Source organism: Cyanobium sp. ULC082 (assembly GCF_977927535.1).
In genome coordinates, this window is record NZ_OZ376398.1 from 644,485 (window position 1) to 667,035 (window position 22,551).

22 protein-coding genes, 1 tRNA gene and 2 pseudogenes are annotated in these 22,551 nt (G+C 69.2%); 11 read left to right on the plus strand and 14 right to left on the minus strand.

Annotated elements, in window-relative coordinates; translation table 11 throughout:
• The first annotated feature begins 34 nt into the window (after positions 1-34).
• Together ACXMDY_RS12600 and cobA are read left to right on the plus strand one after the other, a co-directional pair.
• Positions 35-1,366 carry a CbiX/SirB N-terminal domain-containing protein gene (locus ACXMDY_RS12600; protein WP_259702716.1) on the plus strand — a complete coding sequence of 444 codons (1,332 nt, stop codon included), beginning with the start codon at positions 35-37 and terminating at the stop codon, positions 1,364-1,366.
• Positions 1,363-2,136: a uroporphyrinogen-III C-methyltransferase gene (gene cobA / locus ACXMDY_RS12605; RefSeq protein ID WP_259702717.1), complete on the plus strand. Its 774-nt coding sequence runs from the start codon at positions 1,363-1,365 to the stop codon at positions 2,134-2,136. Before ACXMDY_RS12600 ends, cobA begins: the two co-directional genes overlap by 4 nt.
• A gap of 13 nt (positions 2,137-2,149) precedes the next feature.
• On the opposite strand, the gene ACXMDY_RS12610 is transcribed toward cobA, so the two are convergent.
• The gene (locus ACXMDY_RS12610) at positions 2,150-3,016 is read right to left on the minus strand and encodes a CsgG/HfaB family protein (RefSeq protein ID WP_259702718.1); all 867 of its coding nucleotides are present in this window, start codon (positions 3,014-3,016) and stop codon (positions 2,150-2,152) included.
• Between the two features lie 286 nt (positions 3,017-3,302).
• Between ACXMDY_RS12610 and ACXMDY_RS12615 the strand changes: the two genes are divergently transcribed.
• A complete protein-coding gene (locus ACXMDY_RS12615; RefSeq protein WP_259702753.1) occupies positions 3,303-3,779 on the plus strand; it encodes a redox protein in 477 nt (158 codons plus the stop codon).
• Between the two features lie 153 nt (positions 3,780-3,932).
• Positions 3,933-4,055 (plus strand): annotated as a pseudogene (locus tag ACXMDY_RS12620) (TetR family transcriptional regulator); the annotation flags it as partial.
• A gap of 412 nt (positions 4,056-4,467) precedes the next feature.
• Here the strand turns inward: ACXMDY_RS12620 and ACXMDY_RS12625 are convergent.
• The 4 genes from ACXMDY_RS12625 to ACXMDY_RS12640 form a co-directional block, all read right to left on the minus strand.
• On the minus strand, positions 4,468-6,036 hold the full coding sequence (locus tag ACXMDY_RS12625; RefSeq protein WP_259702719.1) for a DHA2 family efflux MFS transporter permease subunit: 1,569 nt from the start codon (positions 6,034-6,036) through the stop codon (positions 4,468-4,470).
• Positions 6,033-7,193, minus strand: coding sequence for an HlyD family secretion protein (locus tag ACXMDY_RS12630; RefSeq protein ID WP_259702720.1), 1,161 nt, complete (start codon positions 7,191-7,193; stop codon positions 6,033-6,035). Before ACXMDY_RS12630 ends, ACXMDY_RS12625 begins: the two co-directional genes overlap by 4 nt.
• A gap of 106 nt (positions 7,194-7,299) precedes the next feature.
• Positions 7,300-7,372: transfer RNA gene (locus ACXMDY_RS12635), tRNA-Ile, on the minus strand.
• A gap of 9 nt (positions 7,373-7,381) precedes the next feature.
• Complete coding sequence (locus ACXMDY_RS12640) at positions 7,382-8,026, minus strand: occludin/ELL family protein (RefSeq protein WP_259702721.1); 645 nt, start codon at positions 8,024-8,026, stop codon at positions 7,382-7,384.
• A 46-nt stretch (positions 8,027-8,072) separates the two neighbouring features.
• Between ACXMDY_RS12640 and pyrE the strand changes: the two genes are divergently transcribed.
• Together pyrE and ygfZ are read left to right on the plus strand one after the other, a co-directional pair.
• Positions 8,073-8,654 (plus strand): orotate phosphoribosyltransferase, encoded by a 582-nt coding sequence (pyrE, locus tag ACXMDY_RS12645; protein WP_259702722.1) that lies wholly within the window; start codon positions 8,073-8,075, stop codon positions 8,652-8,654.
• Between the two features lie 413 nt (positions 8,655-9,067).
• Positions 9,068-9,514 (plus strand): annotated as a pseudogene (gene ygfZ, locus ACXMDY_RS12650) (CAF17-like 4Fe-4S cluster assembly/insertion protein YgfZ); the annotation flags it as partial.
• 59 nt (positions 9,515-9,573) lie between these two features.
• Here the strand turns inward: ygfZ and ACXMDY_RS12655 are convergent.
• A complete protein-coding gene (locus tag ACXMDY_RS12655; RefSeq protein ID WP_259702723.1) occupies positions 9,574-11,166 on the minus strand; it encodes a TM0106 family RecB-like putative nuclease in 1,593 nt (530 codons plus the stop codon).
• Between the two features lie 104 nt (positions 11,167-11,270).
• Here ACXMDY_RS12655 and ACXMDY_RS12660 point away from each other — a divergent pair, with 104 nt between their 5' ends.
• From ACXMDY_RS12660 to ACXMDY_RS12670, 3 genes are read left to right on the plus strand one after another with little or no spacing between them, the layout of a single operon-like run.
• Positions 11,271-12,740 carry a phosphohexomutase domain-containing protein gene (locus ACXMDY_RS12660; RefSeq protein ID WP_259702724.1) on the plus strand — a complete coding sequence of 490 codons (1,470 nt, stop codon included), beginning with the start codon at positions 11,271-11,273 and terminating at the stop codon, positions 12,738-12,740.
• A 2-nt stretch (positions 12,741-12,742) separates the two neighbouring features.
• Entirely contained in the window at positions 12,743-13,417 is a 675-nt protein-coding gene (gene rdgB, locus ACXMDY_RS12665) for an RdgB/HAM1 family non-canonical purine NTP pyrophosphatase (protein WP_259702725.1), read from the plus strand.
• 59 nt (positions 13,418-13,476) lie between these two features.
• A complete protein-coding gene (locus ACXMDY_RS12670) occupies positions 13,477-13,641 on the plus strand; it encodes a Nif11-like leader peptide family natural product precursor (protein ID WP_259702726.1) in 165 nt (54 codons plus the stop codon).
• 12 nt (positions 13,642-13,653) lie between these two features.
• On the opposite strand, the gene ACXMDY_RS12675 is transcribed toward ACXMDY_RS12670, so the two are convergent.
• From ACXMDY_RS12675 to fabI, 4 genes are all read right to left on the minus strand, one after another.
• Entirely contained in the window at positions 13,654-14,076 is a 423-nt protein-coding gene (locus tag ACXMDY_RS12675) for a DUF1499 domain-containing protein (protein ID WP_259702727.1), read from the minus strand.
• Between the two features lies 1 nt (position 14,077).
• Positions 14,078-15,586: a carotenoid oxygenase family protein gene (locus ACXMDY_RS12680; RefSeq protein WP_259702728.1), complete on the minus strand. Its 1,509-nt coding sequence runs from the start codon at positions 15,584-15,586 to the stop codon at positions 14,078-14,080.
• A gap of 97 nt (positions 15,587-15,683) precedes the next feature.
• Entirely contained in the window at positions 15,684-16,298 is a 615-nt protein-coding gene (hisB, locus tag ACXMDY_RS12685) for an imidazoleglycerol-phosphate dehydratase HisB (RefSeq protein ID WP_259702729.1), read from the minus strand.
• Positions 16,299-16,398: 100 nt separating this feature from the next.
• Complete coding sequence (gene fabI, locus ACXMDY_RS12690; protein ID WP_259702730.1) at positions 16,399-17,181, minus strand: enoyl-ACP reductase FabI; 783 nt, start codon at positions 17,179-17,181, stop codon at positions 16,399-16,401.
• Between the two features lie 45 nt (positions 17,182-17,226).
• Between fabI and ACXMDY_RS12695 the strand changes: the two genes are divergently transcribed.
• Positions 17,227-18,000 carry a 4'-phosphopantetheinyl transferase family protein gene (locus ACXMDY_RS12695; RefSeq protein ID WP_259702731.1) on the plus strand — a complete coding sequence of 258 codons (774 nt, stop codon included), beginning with the start codon at positions 17,227-17,229 and terminating at the stop codon, positions 17,998-18,000.
• Here the strand turns inward: ACXMDY_RS12695 and ACXMDY_RS12700 are convergent.
• Complete coding sequence (locus tag ACXMDY_RS12700; protein WP_259702732.1) at positions 17,924-18,466, minus strand: hypothetical protein; 543 nt, start codon at positions 18,464-18,466, stop codon at positions 17,924-17,926. The two genes, ACXMDY_RS12695 and ACXMDY_RS12700, sit on opposite strands and share 77 nt — an antisense overlap.
• An 81-nt stretch (positions 18,467-18,547) precedes the next feature.
• Here ACXMDY_RS12700 and ACXMDY_RS12705 point away from each other — a divergent pair, with 81 nt between their 5' ends.
• Positions 18,548-19,774, plus strand: coding sequence for a DegT/DnrJ/EryC1/StrS family aminotransferase (locus ACXMDY_RS12705; protein WP_259702733.1), 1,227 nt, complete (start codon positions 18,548-18,550; stop codon positions 19,772-19,774).
• Between the two features lie 83 nt (positions 19,775-19,857).
• Here ACXMDY_RS12705 and ACXMDY_RS12710 read toward each other — a convergent pair whose 3' ends face one another.
• From ACXMDY_RS12710 to folK, 3 genes are read right to left on the minus strand one after another with little or no spacing between them, the layout of a single operon-like run.
• Complete coding sequence (locus ACXMDY_RS12710; protein WP_259702734.1) at positions 19,858-21,354, minus strand: FAD-binding domain-containing protein; 1,497 nt, start codon at positions 21,352-21,354, stop codon at positions 19,858-19,860.
• Between the two features lies 1 nt (position 21,355).
• Entirely contained in the window at positions 21,356-21,916 is a 561-nt protein-coding gene (locus ACXMDY_RS12715) for an NUDIX domain-containing protein (protein ID WP_259702735.1), read from the minus strand.
• Positions 21,894-22,541 carry a 2-amino-4-hydroxy-6-hydroxymethyldihydropteridine diphosphokinase gene (folK, locus tag ACXMDY_RS12720; protein WP_259702736.1) on the minus strand — a complete coding sequence of 216 codons (648 nt, stop codon included), beginning with the start codon at positions 22,539-22,541 and terminating at the stop codon, positions 21,894-21,896. Before folK ends, ACXMDY_RS12715 begins: the two co-directional genes overlap by 23 nt.
• Between the last annotated feature and the right edge of the window lie 10 nt (positions 22,542-22,551).

A 22,551-nucleotide genomic window follows, 5' to 3' on the forward strand; every position in this document is an offset into this window, starting at 1 on the left:
GCCATCCTGGACATCACCGGCTGTCCCACAGCGCGTGGCAGCACCCTCACCCCTGGAACGCTTGCTGGTTCCCGCCGCGCTGCCGCCACCGGGGAGCCCGGAGCGCTGGCCCTGGCTGCAGCGGCTGCGTCGCCAGGACAACCCGGATTGCGGCGTCTGGATTGAGGCCCTCGAACGGGGCCAGCTTGAGCCGGCAGTCGATCTGCTGGCCGTCCTGGCAGGGCGCCTTGACGGAGCCGGCAGTGATCGGCTGCTGGCCTGGTGGCTGGCCACGGTCGGTGACCCTGACTTGCTGCCGTTGATCGGTCGCGTCCGCACACCCCGGTCGGCCGCCCTGCTGCGCCAGGCCGTGAACGAGCGCACCGCCCCGGAGCAGCGGTTGCCCTTGCTCCCGTTGCTGGGCCATCAGCGCGATCCCATCGACTATCCCCTGCTTGCCCGGCTGAGCCTGGAGGCCGGCCCCCTGCCGCTGCGCCGGGCAGCTCTGGAGGGCCTGGCGCTGGGGTTGAGCGCCTGGCCGCTGGCGGCCCTCCGCCGGCAGCTGTTGAGACTGGCGGGCGACCTCCAGCCCCAGCTGGCAAGCCAGGCCGTTGATCTGCTGGCCAGGCTGCCCCGGGGGCGCTGGGCCCTGTTCCCCCTCACCCGCCGCCCCCTGGATCCGCTGGTGGGGCAACGGCTGCGCCGCCGTTGGGCGGCCCTGCCCCCCAGCCCGCTGCTGCTGATCGTGCACGGCCGGGCCGGCGGTGTGATTCCCGGGGAACTGCAGAACCTGGCGAGCGAACTGGAGCGGCTGCGGGGCCGGCCGGTGCGGATCCAGGCCCTCACGGCTCAGGCGCCGCCATCCCCGGCCAGCTTCGGCACCCCGGCTGGATCCGCGGACCTCCAGCCCTGGCTCACCCTGGTGCCGCTGTTCCTGCTGCCCGGCAGCCACGTCCGCATCGACGTGCCCGCCATCGCCACCGCCTGGCGTGCCCACGGCCCCGTGCGCCGCCTGCCCTTTCTTGGCGCCTGGCCGAGCTGGCAGCGGGCCCTGGCTGCCGAACTGGCCGCCATGGTTCAGGTGCAAGACGGTTCCGCGGACTCCGGCCCCGGGGCACCCCTGCTGCTGCATCATCCGCTTGAGGATGGCCCGGGTGCCCGCTATCTCGTCCATCTCCAGTCGGTCACCCAGGCGCGCTGCCTGCCCACTCCATACACTGCGGCAGATCTGCAGGAGATCAAACTGGCGATCCATCCCGGTGCCCTGCCCCTGGCCCTGGCGGCCAACCGGCTCACCGAAAGCCTTCCCGAGCAGCTCGGAATGCCGTTGGTGGAGAGGCCCCGGTTCCGGCAGCTGTTGGTGCGCGAGCTGGAGGCGCTGCCATGACCGGCAAGGTCTACCTGGTGGGGGCCGGACCAGGGGATCCTGAGCTGCTCACCCTCAAGGCCCACCGCCTGCTGAGCCAGTGCGATGCCCTCGTCCATGACGCGCTGGTGCCCCGGGCCCTGCTCGATCTCACCCCAGAAGGCTGCGAACGGCATTTCGTCGGCAAGCGCCGGGGCCACCACTCGGTTCCCCAGCCCAGCACCAACGCCGTGCTGGTGGAGCTGGCCCAGCGTTGCCGCTGCATCGTGCGGCTCAAGGGCGGCGACCCGTTCCTGTTCGGCCGCGGCGGCGAAGAGGCCGCCCATCTGGTGGCCGCTGGGGTGCCCGTGGAGGTGGTGCCGGGTGTCACCGCCGGAATCGCGGCGCCCGCCTACATGGGGATACCGATCACCCATCGCCGGGCCGGCTCAAGCGTCACCTTCGTGACCGGCCACGAAGAGCTCGACAAGGTCCGCCCGGCCGTCGACTGGCGTGGTCTGGCCCGCAGCAGCGACGGGCTGGTGATCTACATGGGCCTGCACAACCTGCGTCGGATCGGCGAGGAACTGATGGCCGGCGGTCTGGATCCAGCCACCCCTGTCGCCGTTGTCCAGCAGGGAACGGTGCGGGGTCAGCGGGAGCTGGTGGCCAGCCTCGGCGACCTGGCCGACCGGGTGGAGGCTGAGGGCTTCGAATCGCCGGCCATCGTGGTGATCGGCCGGGTGGTGGCGGAGCGGGTGCCGAGCTGTGCGCCCTTGCCGGCGTCGGTTGAGATGCCGATCCCCTTCTGAGCCGATCCCCGGCTCACTCCAGCTTCAGGGACTCGCCGGTGCGCTGGCGTCGCTCCCGGTCCTGGGCATCGAAGCTGGCCATGCAGTCGCCCCGGGGCGCCAGCAGGCAGCTCACATAGCTGGAGGCATCGATCAGGGCGGCGCGGATGGCCTTGGCGGCGGGAGTCCGCTGCGACTGGGCCGTGTTGGAGCCGAAGTTCAAGGTGCCGGCGGCGCCGGTGAGCACCTGTCCGGTGGTGCCCATGTTCGGGGCCAGCAGCAAGGCGCCGACCGCCGCCGGCAACAGGCTGACGCCTTGTTCTCTGGCTTCGGCGGTGTTGGTGGCCCGGCCCTCCACGGTGCGGCGCCCCACCACCTCGCCGGTGCTGCTGTCGACGACGCGGATGTCGATCGCCACATAATCCTTGGTTTCGACCTGCTCCTTGTTGGTGCGGAAACCGAGCAGGCCGAAGTTGCTGCCTGTGCTCTTGTTCTCCACGTTGGAGTCGTAGGAGGAGACAGTGCCCAGCACGATGTAGCGGGCGCCGGTCATCTGACCCTTCTGGGCCGCGTTCGAGCCCTTGCGGACGATGCCGAGCTCGGTGAGCTCCTGTTCGGAGAGCACCTCCTTGAGGTTGCTGCGCTCCACCACCTGCAGATCGCCGGTGGCCTGCAGTTCGTTGGCGAGCATCGCCGCCAGATCTTCCGCCACCGGACCCTGCCACCACCAGGTCCGCTGGGTGACGGTGTTCTTGAAGTTCGGCACCGAAACGGTGGGCCGGCCGACAGGCCGACTGGCCGGCCGACCCGCCTGGGCCTGGGCCTCAAGGCTGCTCAGGCCCAGGCTGACCGTGACCAGAAGGGCTGCCAGGCGGAGAAAGCGGGGTGAACGATCGGTCAAGACAGACGACTCCAGCGGCACGGGGTGCCGTCATTCAAGCAAGGGGAACCAGAGCCACTCCCCCGAAGGCGTACCTGCCGACTTGTACGATCAAATCTTCCCCATCGGCCTCCACCCGGCTTGGATTCCGTCACCCGTGCTGGGTTCCGTAGCGGTTCGCACGGCTCGGACGCGGAAGCCTTCGGTTAGGTGGTTGAACTTTCAGGCGTCACCTTGCGGCCGGCGTTGTTCCATGTCCAGCTCCGTCCTGCAACCCAGCGATTCCAGAGCGCCGAGGCCGGCGCCGATGTTCGAGCTGATCCCCTACGAGAAGTTCCGCGACACGCCCTCGGTCCGCTTCTTCGACATCACGGTTCCCACCTCCAATGCCCGCGACCTGGTGGTGCACACCGGGCCGGCGATCAGCCCTCCCGATGACCCGGAATCCGGGGCCTGGCAGTTCTATCTGCACCCGCACCAGGAAGACAACCTGCTGGCCATGCACGGCGGCCGCACCTTTTTCCTGGTGAATCTGGGCTGGAACTATCCCTTTCACATCGTGCGGCTGGACACCGGCGGCGACATCCTGCGGATCCCGCCGGGCACCTTCCACCGCTCCGTTTCCGACCCTGACGGCTCCCTGGTGCTGAACCAGGCCGTGCGCAAGGCAGGCGTGAGCCTGGTGGAGGAGTTCCGGGTGTACAACAGCCATCGGATCCCGAGGCTGTTCGCCGTCACCAGCCAGACCGCCCCGTTGCCGAAACTGCACGGTGTCAGCTGGTAGGTGCGGAGCCTGGGCCAGCCCAGCTGGATGGGGTTGGCCTCTCCCACAGGCGGAGGGTTTGCGGCAATCGGGCTTTAAAGTGAGTACTCACTTTTTTGAGTCTCTGTGGCCCGGGCCCTTCCCGCTCCTGCCGCCGAGCGCAGGTCCGCTGCCGTGCGCGCCCTGATCGAGCTGGCCGCTTCGATGGCGCCCGATGCGATCAGCACAGCTGCCATCGCCGAGCGCATGGGCCTCAGCCATGGGGCCCTGTTCCGCCACTTTTCCAGCCGGGACGACCTCTGGGCTGAAACTGTTCGCTGGGCTACAGAGGCCCTCTGGCAACGTTTTGATGCCGTCGACTCCGGTGCCCCGGAGCACCCCATGGAGAGGGTTGAGGCCATCCTGCTGGTCCATGTGGGTTTCGTTCAGGAACATCCAGGGCTGCTGCGGATGCTGTTCGCGGAATTGCAACGGCCGGAAACCAGTGCCGCTCGGGAGACCGGCCGAGCGTTCATGGCCCGCTACCGCCAGCGGCTGGCCCGGCTGCTGCAAAACGCCCAGGAGCGGCGGATCCTGGATTCCCAGCTGGATGTTCCAGCCCTGGCCGGCCAGGTGCTCGCCGTCTATCAGGGCCTGATGCTGCAGGGTCTGATCAATGGCAGTCTCGCCGACCTCCCGGCCCGGACCCGCCAGGCCCTGGCTGTGCTGTTCAGGGGGCTGGGGCCACAGCCGGCCGGCCCAGCAGCAGCACCAGGGGGATGGCGGCCAGGAACACCACACCCACCACCTGGAACACGTCGCCGAAGGCCAACAACGCCGCCTGCTGATTCACCTGCTGATTGAGCAGATCCAGGGCCTGGTTCTTTACCTGCCCGGCCGCACTGCCGCGGGATTGCAACCATTGCTGCAGCTCCTGCAGGTGATCCAGCAGCAGGGGGTTGGTGGTGGACAGGGACTCCACCAGGCGGGCCCGGTGCAGACTGCTGCGCTGGTCGATCACCACGGTGAGCAATGCGATGCCGAAGCTTCCCCCCAGCTGGCGGGTGAGGTTGAACAGTCCGCTCCCAGCTCCCACCTCCTCGCGGGGCAAGGAGCCCAGGCTGGCCAGGCTGAGGGGCAGGAACATCATCACGGTGGCAACCCCGCGCAGGATCAGGGGCCAGTAGAGGGAGTCTTCGCCGGTGTTCGGGCTGATGGCACCAATCCAGCCCATCGTCAGCACCATCAGCAGGGAACCCGTCACGATCAGGAGGCGGGGATCGAAGCGGGCCACCTGGCGGCTGAGCAGCCCTATGCTGAGCGCTGAGGCCAGGGCCCCTGGCAGCAGCAGCAGCCCGGTCTGGGTGGCTGTGTAGCCGAGTACGGACTGGGCGAAGATCGGCACAACGAAGACCGTGCCGTAGAGCCCCAGACCCAGCACCATCGAGAACAGGCAGCCGGCCGCCAGGGTGCGGTGGCGAAGCACCCGCAAGTCCACCGCAGGTCGGCGCTGGCTCAGTTCCCAGGCCACGAACACCGGCAGGCTCACCGCCGAGAGCAGGGCCAGCTGAACAATGGCCTTGCTTGCGAACCAGTCGAGCTGGCGGCCCTGCTCCAGCACGATCTGCAGGCTGGCCAGGCAGAGGATCAGCAGGCCGATTCCGATCCAATCGACGCCGCTGCGGCTGCGGGACAGTTCGGAACTCCGCTCCGGGGGCATCACTGCCAGCGCCATCAGCACGGCCAGGATCCCGAAGGGAAGGTTCACGAAAAAGATCCAGCGCCAGCCGAGGGCATCGGTGAGCAGGCCGCCGAGGGTCGGTCCCAGGGCCGGTCCGGCCAGCAGAACCACGCCGAACACCCCCTGGGTCTTGCCCTGCAGCGACGGCGGGACCGCCTGGAACATGATCGATTGGGCCTTGGCCAGCAGCCCGCCTCCGAGCAGACCCTGCAGGATCCGGGCAGCCACCAGGGTCGGCAAGGTAGGGGCCAGGCCACACAGCACCGAGGCCACAGTGAAACCGGCCAGGGAGAAAAGGAAGGTGCGGTTCTGCCCGAAGACATCACCCAGCCAGGCGATCAGCGGGATCATCACCACATTGGCCATGGTGTAGCCGGTCACGACCCAGCCCACTTCCGCCAAGGTGGCGCCCAGGCTGGCCTGGATGCTGGTCAGGGCCACATTGGTGATGCTGGTGTCGAGCACCTCCAGCAGGGCCGCCAGGGAGGCTGTGAGCACCACGCCCCATTGCCGGGCGCTGAGCCGCTCCGGCGAAGGCGCCCCAACGGCGGTGCTCACGGACGCAGCACCCGCACCGAGGCCGAAAGGCCCGGGACCAGTTGCTGCCGGATCCCGGCGGGGAGCTGGGCCAGTTCGGAGTGCTCATCGAGTGCGATCCGCGCTGTCACCCGCTGCACCACCTTGGTGAAATTTCCGGTGGCGTTTTCGGGGGGAAGCAGGGCGAAGCGGGCCCCGGAGGCCGGTGCCAGGCTGACGATCCGGCCAGCGAAGACCCGGCCGGGGAAGGCGTCGAGCCTGATCTCGGCGGCCTGGCCCAGCCGCAGGCCCTCCAGCTGCGTTTCCTTGAAGTGAGCCTCCACCCAGGGATGGATCCCCACCAGCAGCATCAGCGGCTGCCCGGTCTGGACCTGGCGACCCGGTTCCGCCTGGCGAGCACCGATCCGTCCGGGCACCGGCGCGAGCAGGTGCGTGTAAGAGAGCTGCAGGCGCGCCTCAGCCACTGATGCCCTGAATTGGTCGATGCGGGCGCGGGCGGCTGCGGCTTTCTGGGCCTCCACACCCACCTGCCGATCACTGGAGTGGGCCTGCTGGGCGGTGGCCAGACTGCGGGTCTGTTGGCCCAGGGCCTGCCGGAAGGTGGCGCGGGCACGGTCCACGTCCTGCTGGGACACGCCCCCCTGGCTGAGCAGGAACTCCAGGCGTCTGAGCTCCGCGCCGCTGCGGATCAACTCGGCGCTGGCCTCCTCCTGATCGGCCCTGGCCTGGTTTCCGGCCGCCTGGGCGGCACTGGCGGCGCTGCCGGTCTGGGCCGCCAGGGCATCGGCCTGGTGTTCGGCCTCCAGGAGGTTCGCTTCGGCGAGCTGCAGCTGGGTGCGTGCGTCGCGGTCATCGAGTGCCACCAGCAGAGCGCCGGCCGTGACGGCCTGGTTGTCCGAGACAGCCACCCGGGAGATCGTTCCAGGAACACGGCTGGAGATTTCAGTCAGGCTCGCCTGCACCTGCGCGTCATCGGTTTCCACCGCCCCCTTGTGCAGGGCCATCCAGCCACCGATGCCGGCCGCAATGGCCAGGCCCACCCAGGGAATCAGCCAGAGGAGCTTGCCAGCAGCCTGCCGGGAGGGCGGCGGGATGGGGTGTGGGCCAGGGGACGGCTCGGCCTGGGGCGATGCCGCCCGAGGACTGTCGAGGATGGCGGGGAGGGAAGGACGAGCCATAGGAAGTGAGCGCTTGCTTACCCTAATCAGCTTTTGCCCATTCAGGCTGCTGCTCCCGGTTGCTGCGTTTGGCCGGAAGGATTTTCCAGGCCCACACTGTTGAACATGGGGGTCCCGAGGATCGAACTCGGCTCAGGCGGATTATGAGCCCGCTGCATTCACCAGATTGCTAGACCCCCTCTGGCTGGCTACCAGAGCCCACGGATCGGAGCGTCGCCAGGGATGAACTCCCGGCGGGGCAGGCCCTGCATCCCGCCTGATGGCCGATACCCATCCACCTGGGCGATCGGAACCGCGGTTGATTCCGGGCCGCTCTGAAGACTGCTGGTGAATTGATTCGGCAGATCGCCACTGCGCCAGGGGATCGGAGCGCTCTGCTCCTCCAGCAGGGCTGAAGTGGTGTTCTGAATCGCCGAACTGTCCCAGAGGATCGCCTGATCCGGGAAGCCCAGTCCCATCACCGTGTTTCCATCGCTGCCCCCCATCGCGATGCCCAGGATGTCGGTGAACTGGTGGGTGAGGCTGACGCCCCGCGCGAAGCTGGACCGATAGGTGAATGCGCGACGCTCCACCAGGGCCTCCGTGGTTTCCACAACGCCGCAGCGGGTGACCTCCACCGGGCCGGCAGTGCCGAAACGTCCGCCCTGGGGCGGAGCTTCCAGGGTGGTGGTGCAGATCACCGGAGCCGCGAGGGCGGGCAGGCAGGTGATGGCCATTGCCCCGGCCAGCAGTGGCAGGAGACGGAGGCCTGCAGGAAGCGGCTGGAGCTGCCGCAGCGAGAAGATGGGGCCCATGCCGGGCAACTGGCGATCGATACCGAACAATTTAGGCACCGCATCCAGTTCTGCCCAGCCTCCCGACGACCCGTCCCCGCTTCCCATGCAACCGCCCTCCGATCCAGCCGCCCAGCGCGGCGCCCTGCTGGCCCTGCTGGCCAGCCGCTCCTACCGCCACGGCCGGTTCACCCTCGCCTCCGGCCGCAGCAGCGACCACTACATCAATTGCAAGCCGGTCAGCCTGAGCGGGCCCGGCCTGGCCGCCCTGGCGGAGCTGTTGCTGGATCAGGTGGAAGCGGAGGCCGTCGCCGTCGCCGGTCTCACCCTCGGCGCTGATCCACTGGTTTCCGGAGTGGCGATGGCCGCGGCCCTGGCGGGGCGATCGCTGGACGCCCTGATCGTGCGCAAGGAAGCCAAGGGCCATGGCACCGGTGCCTGGCTGGAGGGTCCCCTGCCGGCCGCCGGCAGTCGGATCACCGTGCTGGAAGACGTGGTCACCACCGGCGGTTCCTCGCTCAGGGCGGTTGAGCAGCTGCGCCAGGCCGGCTACGTGGTGGAGCGGGTGGTCACGATCGTCGATCGTCAGGAAGGCGGCCTCGAGGCGATGACGGCGGCGGGGCTGGAGCTGCGCAGCCTGTTCCTGCTCCAGGAGATCGCCGCTTCGGCCCGGGGTTTGCAAGGCTGAGGCCAGCCCATGTTTCAGCTTCTGCCGTGAGCAGCCTTCCCAGCGACGACCCCTGGCAGTGGCAACCGCCTCAGCCCTGCCGCTGGCAGCAGCCGGTCAGCCTGATCCGGCTCGATGGCCCAGGCGTGCTGCGTTTTCTGCATGGCCAGACCAGCCAGGATCTGGAGCGGGCCGTTGCCGGCCAGTGTCTCGCCACCTGCTGCATCACCCCCACCGCCCGGTTGCGGGGACTGGCGGAGGTGCTGGTGGATGCCACCGGTGCCTGGCTGGTGATCACCGCCGGAGATGGCGGCTCGATTCACCAGGCCCTCGATCGCGTGCTCTTTCCAGCCGACCAGGTGGCCCTGGGCGGGCTTGTTGCCGCTGTGATGCACTCCGTGCTGGGGGCGGCCGGGATCCTCGCGGCGGCCGGTATGGGCGCCATCCCGCAGGGGCGATGGACCGCCCTGGGCCCCGAGCCGGGGCAAGGCTGGTTGTTGCCTGATCCCAACCGGATCCTGCTCAGGGCCGATCAGCCCGCCCCGGCCTGGCTGGAGGCTCTGCCGGCCCTGAGCCGGCTGGATCAGCAGCGCTGGCGGCTGCAGCAGGGATTGCCGCAGGAGCCGACCGAGATCAACGAGGATCTCAACCCCTTCGAGCTGGGACTGGCGGAGCGCGTCAGCCTCAGCAAGGGGTGTTATGTGGGCCAGGAAACCCTTGCCAAGCTGGCCACCTACGACGGGGTCAAACAGCAATTGCGGCGCTGGACCTGGAGCCCGGATCAGGATCCGGAGCCAGCCGCCGCTCCTGAAACCCCAGCTCCTGGCACTCCGCTGATCGATCCAGCCGGCCAGCGGGCCGGCTGGATCAGCTCCAGCCTGGAGTTGCCCGCAAGCGCAGGCAGGCCCCGCCGGCTGATCGGCCTGGCCCTGGTGCGGCGTCAGGCCCTCGGGGAAGCCACGCTGCTGGCCGACTCGCTGCCGCTGAGCATCTCCGCTCCGGCCGGGTTCAGGGCTCCGCCGGTGGGGGCCGGTGGAGGCGCCTCCGGCCGGGGATCCTGAGCCAGCAGCCAGGCGGCCACCGCCCAGGTGGCCAGGGTGTCGTCGTGGTTGTAGCGGAGGATGCGCAGCAGGTTGTGGCGGCTGCCCCGGCCGGTGCCGGTGCCATCGCCCCGCCACTGCCGCCACCAGAGCAGGCAACGGGCCCCCTCCACCCCCTTCTGGCTCCACCGGAAGCCGAGCAAGCTCGCCACCGCCTTGAGCCCGTAGCTGTTCACCGGCAGCCGCCAGTGCTGTCGCAGGCGCTGGTGCACATCCACCATTCGGGCCCGCAGCTGGCGCACCTCCTGCTCGCTCGCTCCCTGCCGCTGGGCCAGGCGGCTCAGGCCGATCGATTCGGTTTCGCCGAAATGGAGCAGGGGCCAGCCGGGATGGCGATCCAGCAGAGTGCGGAGCCGCTGCCACAGCCGGGCCTCACCATGCTCATGCAGGGCCAGGACCGGCTGGTAGGTGCTGCCCTCTGCTTGGCTGGGCCAGGAGCCATCGGCATGGCGCCTGAGCCGCAGGAAGCCGTGCAGGAAATCGTCGCGGGCATCGGGATCCGATTCGATGTCGTAGATCAGCACGCCTTCGGCTTCGCTCAGCTCGGGCAGGGCTGATCCCACCACCCCTGGCGCCTGGCAGAGCCGCTCCGCCACACCCTGGCGTTGCACCCGTGCCTGAGCCACCAGCTGGGCCGCCACCTCCCGATGCTGCTCACCGTGCACCTCCAGGCCGTCGGCCAGCGTCTCCGGGTCGGCTTCGGCCAGGTCGCTGAGTCGGTGCAGGCCCAGTTCGATCAGCAGTTCCCGTCGCTTCCCGCCGACGCCGCTCACCTCGCTGAGATGGCCCAGGGCGGCCGCTTCCTGATCGCAGGCGCCCCGCCAGGAGCAGAGCACGCACTTGCGCCGGTCGTTCACCAGGGGCGGGGGCTGCGAGGAATCGAGATCGGCGGCGAGCCTGGGCAGAGCGTCCTCCAGCTGGCGCTGCAGGCCAGGGGTGAGCGGGAGTTGCTCACGTTCCTGGTGGCGGCCGTGGCCAGCGACCACGAGGCCGTGGCTCACCGTCCCCTGCTGGGTTCCAGCCAGCAGACGGCCCCAGAGGGTCAGCACCAGCCGGTGTTCCCGGGTCAGGCGCCTGCCCTGGCGGGCCAGGGCAGGCTGGTAGGCGTAGGAGCCCCAGCGGCTGGTGCCGGCCAGGCGCACCAGCAGGGGTGGATGGCCTTCGAGCTGGAGCCCCCCTGGGGTGCGCTCCACCAGCCGCATTCCCACGACCGCGGGCTCGCCGGCGGCGCAGGCCGCTTCGCCCTTGCCGGGGATCCGGCCGAGCAGGCTGACGAAACAGCGTTGCTGGTCGTCGAGTTGCAGGGTGCGATGGGCGCTCCAGAGGCGTTCTGAAGGATCGCCATGGCGATCCAGCCAGGCGCGCCGTCGACAGCGCAACCAACTGCGCAACAACCGGTCGGTCACGACCTGGGTCTGGGCGGCGATCGGCATGGGGATCAGGCTAAGGCGGCCAGTGGCCTGCCACCAGGCCGGCACCTCCAGGCACCCGCGGGCCTTTCTCCCCTGCTACGAGCTTCTTACCGCTCGCCTGCTCGATGCTTTCCGCACCCCTGCCCCTGGAGCCAGGCCCGATCAAGTTCGGTACCGACGGCTGGCGCGGCATCCTCGGCGTTGACATCACGATCGAGCGCCTGTTGCCCGTGGCGGCGGCAGCCGCCCGTGAACTGGCCCATTCGGCCCCGGAGGGGCTCAGCAGCCGTGAGGTGGTGATCGGTTACGACCGCCGCTTCCTGGCTCCGGAGCTGGCGGCGGCGGTGGCCAGTGCCGTGCGCGGCGCCGGCCTCGAGCCGCTGCTCACTGACAGCCCCGTGCCCACTCCCGCCTGCAGCTGGGCGCTGGTGGAGCGGCGATCGCTGGGGGCCCTGGTGATCACCGCCAGCCACAACCCCCCCGAATGGCTGGGCCTGAAGATCAAGGGCGCCTTCGGCGGTTCGGTGGAGGGTGACTTCACCGCCCGGGTGGAGCGCCGCCTGGAGGCCGGCGGCATCACCGTGCCGATCCCGGGGGAAACCCCCTGTTTCGATGCCTGGAGCGGCTACCTGAACGGCCTGCGCCGCCAGGTGGACACCGCCCGGTTGATCGAAGGGCTTGAAACGATGGGGCTGCAGGTGATCGTCGATCCGATGCATGGTTCGGCCGCCGGTGGTCTGCCGGCCCTGCTGGCAACAGACGCGCCGGGCTCCGGTGCGATCCGGGAGATCCGCTCCAACCGTGACCCCCTCTTCGGTGGCCACCCCCCTGAGCCGCTTGCTCCCTACCTGGGCGAACTGATCGCGGCTGTTCAGGCGTCCGCTGCGGCCGGCCGGCCGGCGGTGGGCATCGTCTTCGATGGCGATGGCGACCGGATCGCCGCGATCGACGAACGGGGCCGCTACTGCAGCACCCAACTGCTGATGCCCCTGCTGATCGACCATCTGGCCCGGGCCAGATGCCTGCCGGGCGCCGTGATCAAGACCGTCAGCGGCTCTGACCTGATGCAGCTGGTGGCGGAGGGCCTGGGGCGGAAGGTGATCGAGAAGCCGGTCGGGTTCAAGTACATCGCGGCTGAAATGCTCACCGGTGAGGTGTTGATCGGCGGTGAGGAATCGGGTGGGGTGGGCTTTGGCCTGCACCTGCCGGAGCGGGATGCCCTGCTCGCCGCCCTGCTGCTGGTCGAGGCGCTCGTTGAGGGCGGTGTGCCCCTGGGTGAGCGCCTCGACCGCCTCCAGGCGGCCCATGGCGGTGTGAGTGCCTACGACCGCCTCGATCTGCGGCTCAAGGACATGGCCAGCCGCGAGCGGCTGGAGGCCCAGCTGGCGGCCGCACCTCCCGGAGAGGTTGCCGGCGCGCCCGTGCTCGAGGTGATCCGCACCGATGGCGTCAAGCTGCGGCTGGGGCCGAGCCACTGGCTGATGCTGCGTTTCTCAGGCACCGAACCGCTGTTGCGGCTCTACTGCGAAGCTCCGTCGGTGGAGAGGGTCGCGGCGGTGCTGGCCTGGGCGCGTGACTACGCCGAGGCGACCTGAACGTGGAGGGCATCGCATCCTCCGCCGGCCCCACCGTCCTGGTGATCGCCAGCGGCAATGCCGGCAAGTTGCAGGAGTTCCGTCGCTTTCTCTGCCCGCCAGCGGCGGACCGTGATCCGGATCTTGAACTCCGCCCCCAACCCCAGGGTCTGGACGTGGAGGAAACGGGCAGCAGCTTCGCCGCCAATGCGCGCCTGAAGGCCGAGGCGGTGGCACGAATCACCGGCGAATGGAGCCTCGCCGATGATTCCGGCCTCTCGGTGGAGGCCCTCGGCGGTGAGCCCGGCATCCGCTCGGCCCGCTATGCCCCCACGGATCCTGAGCGGATCGCCCGGCTGCTGCGGGAGCTGGAGGAGGCCACCACCATGGCCGCCGCCGCCGGCCTGCCCTGCTCCAGAAGGGCACGGTTCACTGCCGCTCTGGCCGTGGCGGATCCCGGCGGACGGATCGCCCTGGAGGTGGAGGGATGCTGTGAGGGTGAGATCCTGCCGGCGCCGAGGGGAACCGGTGGGTTCGGCTACGACCCGCTCTTCTACGTTCCGGAGCTCCGGCTCAGCTTTGCTGAGATGGATTCCGAGCAGAAGCGCAGGGTGGGTCACCGGGGCCGGGCCCTGCGGGCCCTGCTGCCCCGATTGCGGGCCTTGCTGGGCTCAGCCGCCGCCGCCCGGCCTGACTGACCCGGCCTGACTGACCCGGCCCGACCGACTAGGACGGAGGGAGTCTTCAGAGTCCACCCATGTCCAAATCCCAGCTCACCGCCTTCCTGGCCCAGGTTGAAGCCGACCCGGCCCTCAAGCTGAGGGTCGAGGCGGCCACCGATCTCAACGCCGTGGTGGTGATCGGCCAGGAAAGTGGCCATCTGTTCTCCGCAGCCACCCTGGCCCGTCATCAGCGCGGCTGATTCAGCAGGGGTTCAGGGTCTGAGCGCCCCACGCAGCTGCTCCACCCTGGCGCGGTTGACGCCGAGGTCGGAGTCCCCCAGCCGGGAAGCCGAGCGGACCTGCAGCACGCCGGCTTCAGGGTCGGCGGCCAGCTCGAGATCGTCGATGAAGCCGAACAGGCGGCTTTCCGCCGTGGCATGCAGGTAGCTCGGGGATGAGCTTTCGATGCGGGTGCCGGGCAGGCCCGCCAGCACAGGACCGAGTTGCTTCAGGGCCGCTGCTGGATCGGCGAGGCGCCAGTCTTCGCGAACGCAGTGGGCCGGGCTGGGGCAGGCGGCCAGCTGGCCGGCCTGCAGGCCCAGCGACTCCGGCACGGGCCCGGCCAGGTGCAGCAGGGAGGCTTCGGCCGGCAGGGGCAGCCAGAGCAGGGCCAGCAGCAGGAAGAGGTGCACCATCTCAGCTGGCCTCGGCCCAGCTGCCATGCAGGCCGTGGGGGATCGCCAGGGGCAGGGGCAGCACGGCCTGCTCGCTGAGGTCGCCGGCCCGGAGAATCACAAGATCGCTGGAACAGCGGGCTCCGTTCCAGACCACCACCAGCAGCCAGCCATCGTCTTCCTCGCTGCCTTCGGCCCGGGGCACCATCACCGGCTCACTCACGAATCCCCGTGGCGCGGCACTCCACAGCAGGCGCTCGCCGCTCTCCAGGTCGAGTTTCTCAATCGCCTGCAGCGGTGCGTTGCCGCTTTCCTGCTCCGTGACCGCCATCCAGGCATAACGGGCTCTCAACCCCACCCGGGCGGGATTCACGGTGGCGAATTCGCAGCAGCGCTCCTCCAGCAGCTCGGTGGAAACCGTGCCGGCCGCCAGGTCGATCCGGCAACGCTTGAGCTGGCCGATCGGCAGGCTGGCGAAGTCGACGGCGCGGAAGTCCACATCCGGGCCGATCGAGGGGAAATCGGCGTAGAAGATCGAATCCACCACCACCGTGCCCGCTGCTCCCTGGTCGGGTTCCTCCCAGGCGTTGAGGTGATGGAACACGAAACCCTCAGGCGCGGCCACCTGAAGTGGTTTGCCATCGCCGGAACGGGGCAGCAGCCAGAACTCCCCGGGGACGCCTGGCTTCGAATCGAGGCACTGGGCAGCCCCCTTGAGGCCGAACACGAAGCCGAGCGGGTTGAACGACATGGCGTTCTGCAGGAACACGGCCCAGTGGGGTGTGATCGCGAAGTCGTGCAGGAAGGCGAAGCCGCCGAAGCTGTGCTTCTGGTCGGTGAGCAGGGCCCCTGCATCGGCTCCATCGGCACCGAACTCCATCAGCCTGATCGTGCTGCGGGGCCCGGCCTTGACACCGAAGCTGACCATGCGGCGACGGCCGTGGTGGCCAGGATCGAAGCGGGGGTGCGCACTGAAGGCCTCGGCCGGGGCCAGGTTGCCGTCGAGCAGGTCGATCCCGGTTGTTTCCAGTGACTCCGGATCGAGGCTGTGGGGCGAGCTGGCCTCCCACAGGGCCAGCAGCTTGTCGCCCAGCCGCACCACATGGGTGTTGGCGATGTTCTTGAGCCGCAGGTCGAAGGCATTGGCCGCCAGGCCGCCGGGCTTCTGGGTGCCGAACACGCCGCGGTAGGTGAACTTGCCTGCCGCCTCTTCCGCCTGCCAGCCCTCGGTGCGCACGAAGCGATTGGTGAGCCGGGCCTGGCCGGCCTCGAAGCGAAGGGCGGTGATCATGCCGTCTCCGTCGAAGGGGTGGTGCACCCAGCGACCGCCCCGCTCGAGGCGACCAGGCCCGTTGCGGTAGAGGGTGCCCTTAAGCTGGGCCGGGATCGTGCCGGAGCTGGCTTCGAGGCCAACGGCGGTGAGCTCGCTGCCTACGTTGCGGAAGGCACTGGCCCAGTCGGAGCGGTCGTAGGCGGTGGCTGGGCCGGCGGCAGGGCTGCTGGGTTCAGGTCGGCTGGGGGCGACGGTCATCGGATGGCAGCGGAGCGCATTGGGCGAATCCCATCATCACGTAACGAACCATTACGGCGTGGCTGTGGGTCCAGGACCTGCCGGGCCGGGGCCCGCTTCAGCCCCAGCCGCCCGCCTGCTCCAGCAGGCCCTTGCTGCTGGGCACGCCGCTGGCGCGGCGCGGATCGATCTCCACCGCCAGGCGCAGGGCCCGGGAGAAGGCCTTGAAGCAGGCCTCCACGATGTGGTGGGAGTTGGCGCCGCTGAGCTGACGGATGTGGAGGGTGAGGCCGGAGTTGTTGACCACCGCCACGAAGAATTCCCGCACCAGTTCGGTGTCGTAACTGCCGAGCCGCTGGGCCGGGATCGCCAGGTCGTAGCTGAGGTGGGGCCTGCCGGAGCAGTCGAGCGCCACCTGCACGAGAGCTTCATCCAGCGGTGCCGTGAAGTGTCCGAACCGCTGGATGCCGCGCCGCTCCCCGAGTGCCTGGGAAAGGGCCTGGCCCACCGCGATGCCCACATCTTCATTGGTGTGGTGAGCATCGATCTCGAGGTCACCCCTGGCGGTGATCACCAGATCCAGCAGGCCATGGCTGGCCAGCTGATGCAGCATGTGATCAAGGAACGGAACGCCGGTGTTCACCTGGCAGCGACCTGTTCCGTCGAGAGAGAGCTCCACCCGCACATCGGTTTCGCCGGTGACGCGGTGGATCGTGCCGGTGCGTGGGTCCATCTCGATCGGGGCCGCGGTGGTTCTGATACGCCATTGTGATCGCCGCCAAGGCCATCGGCCGCCAGCCAGCGAGCCAGCCATGCTGCCCGCAAGCTGGTGATCACATTCCCGAGATGCCGTAGCCGGCGTCCACGTAGATCACCTGGCCGGTGATGCCGGAGGCCAGCGGACTGGCCAGGAAGGCGGCGGTGGCGCCCACTTCGTTCTGGGTGACGGTGCGGCGCAGGGGGGCCTTCGCTTCCACGGTATGGATCATGTCGAGGATGCCGCCGATGGCGGAACTGGCCAGGGTGCGGATCGGACCGGCGCTGATCGCGTTCACCCGAACCTGCTTGTCGGGGCCAAGCTCTGCCGCCAGATAACGGACCGAAGCCTCCAGGGCCGCCTTGGCGACGCCCATCACGTTGTAGTTGGGGATGGCTCGTTCGGACCCCAGATAGCTGAGGGTGATCACGCTGGCCCCCTCGTTGAACAGGGGCTTGGCCCAGCGGCAGAGCGGGGCGAGGGAGTAGGCGCTCACCTCAAGGGCCCGGGCGAAGCCCTCCGGGCTGATGGCGGAGTAGTCGCCGATCAGCTCCTCCTTGCCGGCGAAGGCCAGGCAGTGCACCAGCACGTCGAGGCTGCCCCATTGCTCCTTGACACGCTCGAACACCGCCTCGATCTGGGCCGGGTCCTGCACGTTCAGGGGCTCGAACAGGCTGGGGTTCAAGGGCGCGGTGAGCTCGCGCACCTTGGCCTCGAAACGGCCCTTCTCATCGGGCAGGTAGGTGACCCCCAGGTCGCAGCCGGCGGCGGCCAGCTGCTGGGCGATCCCCCAGGCGATCGAGCGGTTGTTGGCGATGCCCGTGACGAGAGCTTTCTTGCCGCGCAGATCGAGGAGCATGGACGGGGATCAGGAGAATGGGATTCTCCCGCAGCGTCTGCAACCGTGGTCCTTCAGCCCAGGGCCTTTCGACCAGAGGGTCCCTGGGGGGGGCTTGATCCTTCGCCCGCCGCAGCTCCGGTTCTCTGGTTGATCGATCGCCGCCAGGAGGAACTGGCCCTGCAGCGTCCAGCGCTGCTGAGTCTGCTGGCTCCGGCGGAGCGGGTCCGGCTGGAGCGGTGGCGGCGGGCCGATGATCGCGACCGTTTCCTGCTTGGACGCGCTGCGCTGCGGCTGCTGCTGGGCGGGCTGTGTGGCGAGGATCCGGCCGGACTGGAACTGGAGGCCGGCCCCAATGGCAAGCCCCGCCTGGCGGCCGCCACCACCGCCCGCCTGGCCTCCAGGCCACCCGAGTTCAATCTGGCCCACTCCGGCGATCTGGTGCTGCTGGGTTTCCATCCCAAGCGTCCGGTGGGGGTGGACGTCGAGTGGCATCGCCCAGGCCTGCGCTGGGAGGCGATCGCCGGCCGGTGCCTGACTCCGGCGCTCTGCCAGGAGATCAAGGCGTTGCCAGCCGCGGCCAGGCCGCCGGCCTTTCTGCGGCATTGGTGCCGGCTTGAGGCGGAGCTGAAGGCGCGGGGAACCGGTTTCGCCGTCGTACCGGAACCCCAGCCTGCCCCCCTGCCGGGGGTGGTCCTGCACGATCTCGCCTTGCCACAGGGTTACAGCGGCGCTGCGGCTCTGTGTTGTGATGCCAGCCCTCTCAGCGGGGCGGTTCTTCCTGGGGGGGGATCGGTGCCAGGGACTCTTCCTGCTGACGCACTTCCTCCGGATCGCTGAGCAGGTCCTTTTCCTGCAGCATCGGCAAGGACTCCTTCTTCACCTCCTCAGGGCGGCGGGGCGGTTCGAGCCATTCCCAGCGACTGCGGGGAGCCCTGGCCTTGCACAACGCCTCAAGCTCGCGACCCAGAGCATGGCGCACGTCGCGGCGATCCATCGCGGCGAAGAACTCCGGTCGTGTCGCCAGACTGGAGCTGAACGGGGCGGAACCATTGCCGTTGAACAGCCTGGTGGCGTCGATCAGCCAGCGGGGTCGGCAGACCCCCGACTCCCGGGTGTCCGTCTCGAGCCAGATGTGAAGGCCATAGCCATCGGGCTGATTCACCACCGCCAGGCCGTCGTGGGGTTGGTGGCGCTGCAGGGGAAAGATCCTCCAGCTGGGTCGCTGGTGGGCGGGGGTGCAACCGCTCAGCAGCAGCAGGGCGCCCAGGCCGATGACTGAAAACCGATGCGGGAGCCGCGACAAGGACACAGGTCAGGATCGGCGCCGATCCTGCCGGAACCAGCCTTCGGCGCAACCCCAGCTGAGGGGTTTATGGTTCCCTCCATGCAGGTGCCCCCCTTCGATCTCACCGAGCAACTTCATCAACACGGTGAAGCCCTTGAGGATGCCGTTCTGCAGGTGTTGCGCAGCGGGCAGTACATCGGGGGGCCCACAATCGCTCGCTTTGAGCAACAGTTTGCCGCGGCGATCGGCTGTCCCCATGCGATCGGCTGCAACAGCGGCACCGATTCCCTGGTGCTGGCGCTCCGGGGCCTGGGCATCGGCCCCGGCCATGAGGTGATCACCAGTGCCTTCAGCTTTTTCGCCACGGCTGAAGCGATCAGCGCCGTCGGTGCCACTCCGGTGTTCGTCGATGTCGAGGAAAGCTCTTACCTGATCGATCTGGAACGGATCGAGGCCGCCATCACCCCGGCGACCAGGGCCCTGATGCCGGTCCACCTGTTCGGCCGTCCCGTTGATATGGAGCGTCTCGGCGCGATCGCCACCGCCCACAACCTCCTGGTGATCGAAGACTGCGCCCAGGCCACCGGGGCGACCTGGGCTGGGCGACCGCTCGGCAGCTGGGGAGAGGCCGGTTGCTTCAGTTTCTTCCCCACCAAGAACCTTGGCGGGGCCGGAGATGGAGGGGCGGTCACCTGTCGTGATCCCGACCTGGCTCAACGCATCCGTCAGTTGGCCGTCCACGGCATGCCCCGCCGCTATCTCCACACTTCTCTGGGATACAACAGCCGGCTCGACGCGATCCAGGCAGCCGTGCTCAACGTCAAGCTGCCCCATCTTCAGGGGTGGATCGGTCGCCGCCACCAGCTGGCGGCCACCTACCACCTGGAGCTGGAGGGAACCCCTGGCCTGGTGCTTCCCGAAGCCGGTCCTGAGGGCCATAGCTGGAACCAGTTCGTGGTGCGGGTGCCCCGCTGCCCCGCGGGCCAGGCAAGTTGCGCCGGGCAGTGCACCCCCTCCGCCGACAGCATTGCCCACGGACTGCCGGAAAGCTGCTGCCGCGACTGGCTGAAGCAGGAACTCGCCGCTGCCGGAGTCCAGACGATCATCTACTACCCGATTCCGATTCATCGCCAGCCCGCCTACGCCGGACTTGGCTACGGCCCCGGCAGCCTGCCGATCACCGAGCGGCTCACCGCAGAGGTGCTCAGTCTGCCGATCTTCCCGGAGCTGAGCGCCGCCCAGCAGAACCGGGTCATCGAGATGGTGCGGCAGGTCTGCGCGATGGCCCTGCCGGCCCAGTCACGGACCGCCTCGATCGCCGCCTGATCGGATCCAGTTATCCCGGATCCAGTTATCCCGGATCCAGTCAGCCCCAATCCAATCAGCTTGAACCCAGCCTTGCCGACCCCTCAGCGCAATCTGGCGTGGAGGGCCTTGAAATGGGCCTGCTGCTGACGGTGATCGACGATCGGCTCGGGGTAGCCACGCCGCTCCAGCGGGGCGATTTCGCCCCGGATCAGATCCGCCGTGGCCACGTGGGCGAGCTCCGGCAGCCAGCGCCGGATGTAAACGGCCTCCGGGTCGAAGCGGGCCGCCTGGGTGAAGGGGTTGAAGATGCGCAGTGGCTTCGGGTCCATGCCGCTGCTGGCACTCCATTGCCAGCCACCGTTGTTGGCGGCGAGATCGCCATCCACCAGGCGCCGCATGAAGGCCCGTTCACCCCATCGCCAGTCGCAGATCAGATCCTTGACCAGGAAGGAGGCCACGATCATGCGACAGCGGTTGTGCATCCAGCCGGATTGGTTGAGCTGGCGCATCGCCGCATCCACGATCGGAACACCGCTGAGACCCTCGCGCCAGGCATCGAACCGGCCGGTGTCGTTCTCCCATGGAAAGTGCTGCCACTGGGGGCGGTAGGGGCCACTCGCCAGGGCCGGAAAGTGGAACAGGGCCTGCTGATAGAACTCACGCCAGGCCAGTTCCTGCTCCCACACCGTGATCGCCTGCTCCTGCTCATGGCTGCCGGTGGCGGGGCGCATGGCCTGGGCCGCGGCCCAGGCCATGCGGGGGCTGAGCGTGCCGAACCGCAACGCCGCACTCAGCCCGGACGTTCCCGGTTCGGCGGGATGATTGCGGCCCTGTTCGTAGTCGAGCAGGGCTCTCTGGCTGAAGGCGGCCAGCTGGGCGGCGGCGGCGGTCTCGCCAGGACGGCAGGGGCAGAGGGCTGCTCCAGCAAAGCCGCGTCCCCTGGCGGCCAGCCGCTCCAGTGCCGCCGCCGGATCCGCCTCCAGGCCATCGGCCAGGACGGCCGCCTGGCTGGTGGCCTCGAGATCGAGCAGGCCGCCGGGCGCAGGCCGGGGCGTGAGGGCGGCGGGGGGCAGGCCGTCCAGCCACTTGCGCCAGCTGCGCCAGTAGGGGCCGTACACCCGGTAGGGGTCACCGCTTCCGGTCCGCAGGGCTTCGGGGGGCACCAGCAGCTGGTCCCAGTCCACCAGAACCCTGGTGCCATCAGCCTGCAGGGCGGCCGCCACCGCGCGGTCCCGGTGCCGCTCGGCGGGCTCCACTCCCCGGTTCCAGGTCACCACCTCCGCCTGGATCGCCCGCGCCAGCCTGGGCAGCAGCTCGGTGGCCTCCCCTTCCAGCACCAGCAGACGGCTGCCGGCCTCCTGCCAGCGCTGCCGCAGTTCGCGCAGGCTTTCGGCCAGGAACCACAGCCGGGCCGACGCCTGATCCGACGCCGAAAGCCAGTCGGCGTCGATCACGAACACACCGGTCACGGCCGGGGTGATCCGGGCGGCGGCGGCCAGGCCGAGGTTGTCGGCCAGGCGCAGATCCCGCCGGTGCCAGAACAGCCAGCGTGGCCCACTCCGGCTGGCGGCTGACCCTTCCCTGACCCCTGTCGTCACCTCAGAACCCCAGCTGCTGGCGGGCCCGGAACCAGGCGGTGACACTCTTGCCATCGAGGGCTTCATCGCCGCTGGCGATGGCGCCGTCCAGGTCCGAGGGCGTCAGCAGCAGCACCTCGAGATCTTCGTCGTCGTCGCCGGCGGGTGGCACCTCCAGCCGGGTGAGCCCCCGGGCCAGGAAGAGGTGAATCACTTCATCGGAATAGCCGGGACAGGGCAACATCACACCCAGCTCGTCCCAGCGGCTGGCGCTGTAGCCGGCCTCTTCGCCCAGCTCCCGCTCCATCGAGGCCTGGGGATTCTCCCCCTGCTCCAGGGTGCCGGCTGGAAACTCAAGGATGCGGCGCTGCACGGCGAAACGGTACTGGCGCAGGATCACCACCCGGCCGTCGTCGAGCATCGGCACCGCCAGGGCGGCGCCGGGGTGGCGGATGATCCCGAAGCTGGCTTCGATCCCGATCGGCAGCACGATGCGGTTGAGCTCGAAGCGCAGCTTGCGGGCCTGCAGCACCGCCTCTGTGGCCAGGTGACGCGAGGGCTCAGGGGGTGGCAGCGGCGCCATGGGATGGATCAGGAAGATCCCAGTCTGGCCGTTGCTCCGGCCAGCCGCTCCGGCCGGGCAGGGCCTCGGGGGGGACTTCGCCAGGCCGGTTCAGCAGGGTGGCCAGCAGCAGCGAGGCCGAAGCCCTGGCCCCCTGTGGAACCAGGGCCGGATCGATGGCCGCCAGGGGGGCCAGCACGAAGCTGCGCTGCTGCAGAAGCGGGTGGGGGAGGCTCAGCTCGGCGCTCCGCTGGCGGGCCTCGCCGCACCAGAGCAGATCCAGATCCAGGTGGCGTGGCCCCCAGTGCTCGACGCGGACGCGCCCGAAGCGCCGCTCGAGGGCCTGCAGCCGCTGCAGCAGATCCCGGGGATCCAGGCGGTTCAGGCTGGCCGAGGGGTGGTGCTCAGCTGTGGCCACCAGGGCGGCATTGAGATAGGGCGGTTGACCCGGTGGTCCCCCGACCGGCGCGGTGCGGAACAGCGGTGACCAACGGCAGTGCAGTCGATCGGCGGGCAATCCGGCGGCTTCGGCGGTTGCCGCCAGGCTGGCGGCCAGCAGGGGGCGAACCGCCAGCAGGGTGGTGAGCGGATCGCCGAGATTGGCCCCCAGGGCGATCGCCAGGCTGGCCGGTCGGGGGTTCTTCATCGCCAAAAGC

What these genes read in the sequence shown, in the direction of transcription:
- ACXMDY_RS12675 (WP_259702727.1), bottom strand. Translation starts at nt 14,076, where the DNA reads ATGGTGCACCTCTTCCTGCTGCTGGCCCTGCTCTGGCTGCCCCTGCCG.
- ACXMDY_RS12615 (WP_259702753.1), top strand. Translation starts at nt 3,303, where the DNA reads ATGTTCGAGCTGATCCCCTACGAGAAGTTCCGCGACACGCCCTCGGTC.
- pyrE (WP_259702722.1), top strand. Translation starts at nt 8,073, where the DNA reads ATGCAACCGCCCTCCGATCCAGCCGCCCAGCGCGGCGCCCTGCTGGCC.
- cobA (WP_259702717.1), top strand. Translation starts at nt 1,363, where the DNA reads ATGACCGGCAAGGTCTACCTGGTGGGGGCCGGACCAGGGGATCCTGAG.
- folK (WP_259702736.1), bottom strand. Translation starts at nt 22,541, where the DNA reads ATGAAGAACCCCCGACCGGCCAGCCTGGCGATCGCCCTGGGGGCCAAT.
- ACXMDY_RS12680 (WP_259702728.1), bottom strand. Translation starts at nt 15,586, where the DNA reads ATGACCGTCGCCCCCAGCCGACCTGAACCCAGCAGCCCTGCCGCCGGC.
- ACXMDY_RS12660 (WP_259702724.1), top strand. Translation starts at nt 11,271, where the DNA reads ATGCTTTCCGCACCCCTGCCCCTGGAGCCAGGCCCGATCAAGTTCGGT.
- hisB (WP_259702729.1), bottom strand. Translation starts at nt 16,298, where the DNA reads ATGGACCCACGCACCGGCACGATCCACCGCGTCACCGGCGAAACCGAT.
- ACXMDY_RS12670 (WP_259702726.1), top strand. Translation starts at nt 13,477, where the DNA reads ATGTCCAAATCCCAGCTCACCGCCTTCCTGGCCCAGGTTGAAGCCGAC.
- ACXMDY_RS12655 (WP_259702723.1), bottom strand. Translation starts at nt 11,166, where the DNA reads ATGCCGATCGCCGCCCAGACCCAGGTCGTGACCGACCGGTTGTTGCGC.
- ACXMDY_RS12630 (WP_259702720.1), bottom strand. Translation starts at nt 7,193, where the DNA reads ATGGCTCGTCCTTCCCTCCCCGCCATCCTCGACAGTCCTCGGGCGGCA.
- fabI (WP_259702730.1), bottom strand. Translation starts at nt 17,181, where the DNA reads ATGCTCCTCGATCTGCGCGGCAAGAAAGCTCTCGTCACGGGCATCGCC.
- ACXMDY_RS12705 (WP_259702733.1), top strand. Translation starts at nt 18,548, where the DNA reads ATGCAGGTGCCCCCCTTCGATCTCACCGAGCAACTTCATCAACACGGT.
- ACXMDY_RS12715 (WP_259702735.1), bottom strand. Translation starts at nt 21,916, where the DNA reads ATGGCGCCGCTGCCACCCCCTGAGCCCTCGCGTCACCTGGCCACAGAG.